Source organism: Stutzerimonas stutzeri (assembly GCF_000935215.1).
GTDB lineage: Bacteria > Pseudomonadota > Gammaproteobacteria > Pseudomonadales > Pseudomonadaceae > Stutzerimonas.
In genome coordinates this window covers 1-7328 of the sequence record NZ_JXXD01000096.1, presented here as the reverse complement: position 1 = coordinate 7328, position 7328 = coordinate 1, and the positions used below count along the sequence as shown (strand labels likewise).

Genomic DNA, 7328 nt, shown 5'->3' with positions numbered 1-7328 from the left:
GCAGAAACAAGGGCAGCCCTCGGGCTGCCCTTTTTTATTCGTGGCGCAGGTCGCTCGTGCAGCTATAGCGAGCCCATGCTGCCGCCATATTGCCTGCCCGGAACCGCGCGGTCAGCCCCATGAGCCGCGGGTTTGCCAAGGGCATTCAGCAGTCTGATGGATGCCGGTCCGTGCCCCGGCATTCGCTAGACTCGCTGCCACTACCCGAACAACAAAAGGCAGCACAACGATGCACAACCGCATGATGATTACCGGTGCCGGCTCCGGGCTCGGTCGCGAGATTGCCCTGCGCTGGGCGCGTGAGGGCTGGCAGCTGGCGCTTTCCGATGTCAACGAAGGCGGCCTGGCGGAAACCCTGAAAATGGTCCGCGAAGCGGGCGGTGACGGCTTCACCATGCGCTGCGACGTGCGTGACTACAGCCAGCTGATCGCCTTCGCCCAGGCCTGCGAGGAGAAGCTTGGCGGCATCGATATCGTGGTCAACAACGCCGGTGTGGCTTCCGGCGGCTTCTTCGACGAGCTGTCGCTGGAGGACTGGGACTGGCAGATCGCGATCAACCTGATGGGTGTGGTCAAGGGCTGCAAGGCGTTCCTGCCGCTGGTACAGAAGAGCAAGGGCAAGATCATCAACATCGCGTCGATGGCGGCGCTGATGCAGGCACCGGGCATGAGCAACTACAACGTGGCCAAGGCCGGCGTCGTGGCGCTGTCGGAAAGCCTGCTGGTCGAGCTGCGCCAGGCCGAGGTCGGCGTGCATGTGGTCTGCCCGTCGTTCTTCCAGACCAACCTGCTGGATTCCTTCCGCGGCCCGACGCCGAACGTGAAGGCGCAGATCGGCAAGCTGCTGGAGTCCTCGCCGATTACTGCGGCGGACATCGCTGACTACATCCACCAGCAGGTCGCCAAGGGCGAGTTCATGATCCTGCCGCACGACGAGGGCCGTATGGCCTGGAAGGTCAAGCAGCAGAACCCTCAGGCGATCTACGACGAGATGGCGCTGCTGGCCGAAAAGAAACGCGCCAAGAGCAAGGCGCTCTGAGACTGCCCGGCCGCTTCGGCGGCCGCTGCGGTTGCCTCGGGGAGAGGCGGGGAGTAGGGTTGCCTGTCCGCCTTTTTTCGCCGTAACCCTATGGATCGCTTGTGAATTTTCCCTCCCGCGGGCTGCTGATGCTGGCGCTGGTCCTGGCTGCCATCAACCTGCGCCCAGGTATTACCTCCTTCGCTCCGCTGATCGAGCGCATCGCCGAAGAGCTTTCGCTTTCTCGCGGTCTGATCAGTCTCACCACGGCCTTGCCGGTTCTGCTGATGGGCTTGCTCGCCCCCCTGGCGCCGCGGCTGGCCGTGCGTTTCGGGCTGGAGTGCAGCATCGCGCTGTGCCTCGGGCTGATCGGCGTGGCATTGCTGTTGCGGCTGTTCGGCCACAATGCCGTTCTGCTGATCGGCACCGCCGGGCTGGTTGGCGCAGGGATCGCCGTCGCCGGGCCGCTGCTGTCCGGTTTCATCAAGCGCTACTTCCTCGAACGCATGGGCCAGACCGCCGCCTGGTACTCGCTGAGCATGGCGGTCGGCGGCACCCTCGGCGTAGTGGTGACGGCGCCGGCCACCGAGGTGATGGGGCAGGACTGGACGCGTGGCCTGGCGCTCTGGGCGCTGCCGGCCCTGGCTGCGCTGCTGATCTGGTCGCGCTTGCCCAATCAGCCGGAAGCCGCCAGCGAGAGTCGTGCCGGTTTGCCCTGGAAGGAGCCTCGGGCCTGGTTGCTCAGTGTCTACTTCGCCCTTCAGGCCGGGCTGTTCTACGCGCTGGCCACTTGGCTGGTGGCTCGTTATCACGAGGTTGGCTACAGCCTGCTGCAAAGTAATGCGTTCTTCAGTGGCTTCATGCTCATCGGCCTGCCAAGTGCCTTTGCCATGCCCTGGCTGGCGCAGCGGCTGGGCAATCGGCATCGAATCATGGCAGCGTGCGGCGGGTTGGCGACCCTTTGCCTGGCAGCAATCGCTCTGGCACCGAGCTGGCAACCCCTGGTGGTCTGCATGCTGCTCGGCGTCGCGCTCAACGGCACCTTCTCCCTGGCGCTGATCTCGCCGATGTACGAAGCCAATACTCCGTTGGCGGTCAGCCGGCTGACCGCGATGATGCTCTGCACCGGCTACTGCCTGGCGTGCCTGACGCCGGTACTGGCCGGGCTCGGGCGTGATCTGGCGGGTGACTATCGCATGCCGTTCCTGGTCCTCACCGGCATGGCGGCATGCATGTCGTTGTTGGCGATGCGCCTGCGGCCACGGCATCAGGATCGCTGAACCGTCCCGAGGCTGTGGCCTGTTTCACCACTTCCCAAGCCGCGGGTGACCCGCCCGCCGCGCTGTGCTAGAAAGCTCGCCGTCCCAGTTTATCCCTGCGTTTCGGAGTTTCGAGTGGAGTCTGAATCCATCGTTTATGGCTGCATCCGTGATTGGCCTTCCGCCGACCCCGAGCAGTGCCGCCAGCGCCGGGCGAACAATCTGGCTGCCGTGCAGGCGTTGCCGCAGGGCGAGGCCTGGCCCTTCATCGGTCGCGAGATGTTTTCCTTCTGCCGTAACGAGGAACTGGGCCTGTACCAGACCCAGGTGATCCACTTCGGTGCCAGCTACCGCGCAGTGGAGTACGAGTGGGCGCTCTGGGTCCAGCGTTTCGAGGAGCTGCTCAAGCAGTTGTACTGGACCAGCGCGGTGGTGCACCTGGAAACCGAGCTCAACGGCACCCACACCTTTCGCTGGGAAACCGATACCGGCAGCCACAGTCCGCAGCAGAGCGACCTGCGCATGCGCTGTGCCTGGGAGCGGGAGAGCGGTCTGTTCGGCTGAAACGCGCGGCGGCGTTCAGTCCAGCCACTCGCGCGGCACATCGCGCCTGAGGGCCAGCTGGCATTGCTGACTGTCGGGGTCGAAGACGATCACCGCCTCCCCCTTGTCCAGCGCGCGGCGCACCCGTGTCACCCGGGTTTCAAGCGGGGTTTCGTCACCATTATCGGTGCCATCGCGGGTGACGAAATCTTCTATTAGGCGGGTCAGGGTGTCCGGTTCGAGCTGGTCGTGCGGTATGAGCATGGGATTTCTTCGGGTGAGCCGGTTTGCCACAAGGCCGGCGGACGTTAGCTCGCGCCGCCCTGCAGGTAGCTGTCCAGGCAAGCATACAGCTGCCGGCTCTCCAGAGGTTTGCCGATGAATTCATCCATACCCGATTCCAGGCCGCGCTGACGGTGCTCTGCCAGTACGTGGGCGGTCACGGCGATGATCGGCACGGCCTGTAATTCAAGCTCCGCTTCCAGCTTGCGTATCCGCCGGCTGGCTTCGAAGCCATCGAGCTCCGGCATTTCGCAGTCCATCAGGATCAGTTGCACGGCTTCCGGATCGCGGCGATAGAGGTCCACGGCCTGGCGTCCGTTGTCGGCGAGCTGAACCGCGTAACCGCGCTTTTTCAGCAGGCCGCGCACCACCATCTGATTCACCGGATTGTCCTCGGCGATCAGAATGCAGGGCTCGCGGGGTGGCTGTTCGGCCGGCGCTTCTTCGGTCGTTTCGCTGGCCCACCGAGGCTCCTCGGCGTACAGGGTTTGCAGCGCCTCGCGCAGCGGCGTGCTCTGCAGCGGTAGCGCCAGGCTGATCAGGCGTAAGCCGGGCGATGGTGGCGGTGGCTCGTGGACTGGCGAATAGAGCATCAGCACCCGCTGATTCGCCTCCAGATGCGGGCGAAGACGCTCCAGCCACTGCGCCGGACTACCCGGCCAGGGCGCCAGCAGAACCAGCAGTGGCGGGGCGGTGAAGTCAGACAGGTAGTCCGGCAGGCATTCCGGGGTCTGGCAGCGCTCGGTGCGCATGCCCCAGCGCCGCAGCAGATGGCTCAACGCTTCGAGGCCCTCGGTATCCTGCGAGGCGAGCAGCGCCGGGCGGCCGCCGAGCAGATGGGCGAGGGGGTCTTCCGTGTCGCTTGCGCTTTGCAGCGGAATCTCGAAGCAGAAGCGACTGCCGCGGCCCGGTGCGCTCTGCACCTCGATATGGCCGTTCATCATTTCCACCAGCTCCTTGCTGATCGCCAGGCCAAGTCCGCTGCCACCATAACGTCGGGTGGTACTCGAATCGCCCTGGGAGAAGGATTCGAACAGTTGCGCCAACACTTCCTGACGCATGCCGATACCGCTGTCGCTGACGCAGAACACCAGGCGCCGGGTGCCTTCCTGGGTCTGACGGCAGGAGACTTCGAGCAGTACGTGGCCGTGCTCGGTGAATTTCAGCGCATTGCTCAGCAGATTCATCAGAATCTGTTTGAGTCGCGTTGGGTCGCCACGAATCCGTCGCGGCACGCCGGGCTCCAGGCCTACGTGCAGGCTCAGCTGTTTCTCCAGCGCCTGCGCGGTGAACAGCCGGATGGTTTCGGAAATCAGGATTTCCAGATCGAAATCGATGTCTTCCAGGCTGAGCTTGCCGGAGCCGATCCGGGCGTAGTCGAGGATGTCGTTGATCACCGCCAACAGCGAATTGCCGGAGCTGGAGATGGTATCCAGGTAGAACTGCTGGCTGCGGTCCAGCGGCGTTTCACGCAGCAGTTGCAGCATGCCGAGCACGCCATTGAGCGGAGTGCGGATCTCGTGACTCATCTTGGCCAGGAAGCGGCTCTTGGCTTCGTTCTCGCTGGCGGCCCGCTCGGCGGCCTCACGCGAGCGGTAGCCCTCTTCCTTGAGCAGGTTGATGCGATCGGCCAGGCCGATGGACAGGGTGATCAGTTCGAAAGCGACGCTGGCCTTGACCACCGCCGCGCCGTACAGGCCGAACAGTTCGAAACCCAACGAGCCGGCCGTGACCAGAATGAACGAGGCCAGCAGCACGCCCCAGGCCAGCGTGTAGTAAACCCCGTAGCGCACGCCGCGGCGCCAGACGAAGGCACCGGTGACGAGCAGGCCGACCGAGGCGGCGATCACCGTGATGCTGGCCAGGATGCTCCAGGTCTGCACGTCCAGCAGCAGCCCGGAAACCATGCTGCCGAGGGCGATGAGCAGCGTGCAGCGCAGCACCAGATCGAGCCGTGGAAAGAGTTCGCGGGTATGCAGGAAGTGGCGGCTGAACTGAATGGCGATCAGGCAATGACTGAACATCAGGACGTAGATGCCCATGGCCACCAGCCCGCCGTCGTCGGCCAGCCATTTGACCAGCAGGCCGTCGAAGGAGAGTGCGAACAGTCCGACGTTGAGGGTGTAGACCAGATACCAGAAGTACGCCGGTTCGCGCAGCGAAGCGAAGAGGAACAGGTTGTAGCAGAACATCGCGAACAGCACGCCATAGAAGGCCCCGCTGATGCCGCTCAGCTCCTGCTGCTCGGCCGCGCTGGCGTTGTAGCTGCTGAAATACAGTGGCACGTAGAGCGTGCTGGTGGTCTTGATGCGTAACAGCAGCGTGCTTTCGCCCGGCGGCAGATCGACGGGAAACCAGAAGTCGCTGACCTTCACCGCGCGATCCGCAAAGGGGTAGCGATCCCCGCTCAGTTGCCGGCTGATGCTGCCGTCGGGGTACTGCAGGAACACCTCGATGTGGTCGAGCAGTGGATAGTTGATCTCGATGAAACCGCCGAGCGGTGCGTCCAGCTCGTTGACCAGCCTGGTGCGTAGCCACCACGTCGAGCTGTTCTTGCCCTCGTTGACATGCCCGCTCTCGACGGGGCGCAGACGCTCGGCGGGTAACGCCATGACGTCATCGAAATCCAGGCTGCCATCCGGGTCTTCAAGGTAGAGGGTGCCGTTACCGAGGGACTGGCGCGTATCGGGCGAATCGAACACGACGGGCGAGACTGCCCAGGCTTGGAGCGACAGGCAAAACAGCAACAGAGCCAGGCATGAACGCGGCGACATGTTTCGTTCCGGAAGGGGCGCGCCCGAATGGGCGACACATATTAGTAGAGCGATGTGACGGTACCGATTCCTTGGGCTCTACATGGCGCCTTCAGAGTGCCGCACGTCCTTGTCCGGTTAACTTTGCCGAGTTACACGCCGAGCGGCAAGCGTCTACTGTGCGAAGCAGGCGCCTGGTCACGTAAGCCGATGGCTCAACTATCACGCTCCTGGGGTTGGTGCTGGCGCCCGATCAGTGTGTCGACGGGTGGTACACGGGTGTCGTTCTCCATCTGCGCATCATGTTCCAGTTGATGGCTGAAGCGTTCCAGCGAGTCCTTCGCGTGCTGTGAGTCGCTGGCGAAGACCGGCTGGCTGAGCATATAGCCGCAGAGCAGGCGGCTCATGGCCGCGAGGCTATCGATGTGGGTGCGTTCGTAGCCATGGGTGGCATCGCAGCCGAAAGCCAGCAGCGCGGTGCGGATGTCGTGTCCCGCTTCGACCGCCGATTGGGCGTCGCTGTGGTAGTAGCGGAACAGATCGCGGCGTACCGGGATTTCGTTCTCGCTGGCGAGCTTGAGCAGGTGCCGGGACAGATGGAAGTCATAGGGGCCGCCGGAGTCCTGCATCGCCACGGTTACCGCGTGCTCACTGGAGGCCTGGCCCTTGGCCGCCGGCGCGATGTCGATCCCGACGAACTCGCTGACATCCCAAGGCAGGGCGCCGGCGGCTCCGGAGCCGGTTTCCTCGGTGATGGTAAACAGCGGATGCACATCGATGGGCGGTTCGCGGCCGCTTTCGACGATGGCCTTCAGTGCCGCTAGCAGCGCGGCGACGCCTGCCTTGTCATCCAAGTGACGGGCGCTGATGTAGCCGTTCTCGGTGAATTCCGGCATTGGATCGAAGGCGACGAAATCACCGACGTTGACGCCCAGCGCGCAGGTTTCGTTGCGGCTGTAGGTATAGGCGTCCAGGCGCAGTTCGACGTGGTCCCAGCTCACCGGTGCTTCATCCACGGCGGTGTTGAAGGCATGCCCCGAGGCCAGCAGCGGCAGTACGCTACCGCGGATGACTCCGGTATCGGTGAAGACGCTGACGCGGCTGCCCTCGGCGAAACGGCTCGACCAGCAGCCCACCGGGGCCAGGCCGAGGCGGCCGGTATCCTGAATCTCGCGGACGATGGCGCCGATGGTGTCCAGGTGCGCCGCGACCGCGCGGTCCGGGCTGTAGCGGCGGCCCTTGAGTGTGGCGCGGATGGTGCCGCGGCGGGTCAGCTCATAGGGGATGCCCAGCTCGGCCAGGCGCTCGGCAACATAGCGCACAATGGTGTCGGTGAATCCAGTGGGGCTGGGGATGGCGAGCATTTCCAGCAACACGCGTTGCATGTAGTTGAGATCGGGTTCGGGGAGTTTTGCGGTCATGAGAGCTCCTGTTGACGGCGCCTTTTCAGCCTTCGGATGGAGTGAATGTCGG

6 protein-coding genes are annotated in these 7328 nt (G+C 64.2%); 3 read left to right on the top strand and 3 right to left on the bottom strand.

The window, feature by feature from the left end; all coding sequences use genetic code 11:
- The first annotated feature begins 229 nt into the window (after nucleotides 1-229).
- The 3 genes from LO50_RS11150 to LO50_RS11140 all read left to right on the top strand — a co-directional run bounded on the left by LO50_RS11150 (nucleotide 230) and on the right by LO50_RS11140 (nucleotide 2841).
- Nucleotides 230-1039 carry an SDR family oxidoreductase gene (locus LO50_RS11150; RefSeq protein WP_014819796.1) on the top strand — a complete coding sequence of 270 codons (810 nt, stop codon included), beginning with the start codon at nucleotides 230-232 and terminating at the stop codon, nucleotides 1037-1039.
- 128 nt (nucleotides 1040-1167) lie between these two features.
- On the top strand, nucleotides 1168-2298 hold the full coding sequence (locus tag LO50_RS11145; RefSeq protein ID WP_031297561.1) for an MFS transporter: 1131 nt from the start codon (nucleotides 1168-1170) through the stop codon (nucleotides 2296-2298).
- A 114-nt stretch (nucleotides 2299-2412) separates the two neighbouring features.
- Complete coding sequence (locus LO50_RS11140) at nucleotides 2413-2841, top strand: hypothetical protein (protein ID WP_003301247.1); 429 nt, start codon at nucleotides 2413-2415, stop codon at nucleotides 2839-2841.
- 15 nt (nucleotides 2842-2856) lie between these two features.
- On the opposite strand, the gene LO50_RS11135 is transcribed toward LO50_RS11140, so the two are convergent.
- The 3 genes from LO50_RS11135 to LO50_RS11125 form a co-directional block, all read right to left on the bottom strand.
- A complete protein-coding gene (locus tag LO50_RS11135; RefSeq protein WP_003301246.1) occupies nucleotides 2857-3084 on the bottom strand; it encodes a YheU family protein in 228 nt (75 codons plus the stop codon).
- Nucleotides 3085-3128: 44 nt separating this feature from the next.
- A complete protein-coding gene (locus tag LO50_RS11130; RefSeq protein WP_044315028.1) occupies nucleotides 3129-5876 on the bottom strand; it encodes a hybrid sensor histidine kinase/response regulator in 2748 nt (915 codons plus the stop codon).
- 194 nt (nucleotides 5877-6070) lie between these two features.
- Entirely contained in the window at nucleotides 6071-7276 is a 1206-nt protein-coding gene (locus tag LO50_RS11125; protein ID WP_044315027.1) for an osmoprotectant NAGGN system M42 family peptidase, read from the bottom strand.
- Between the last annotated feature and the right edge of the window lie 52 nt (nucleotides 7277-7328).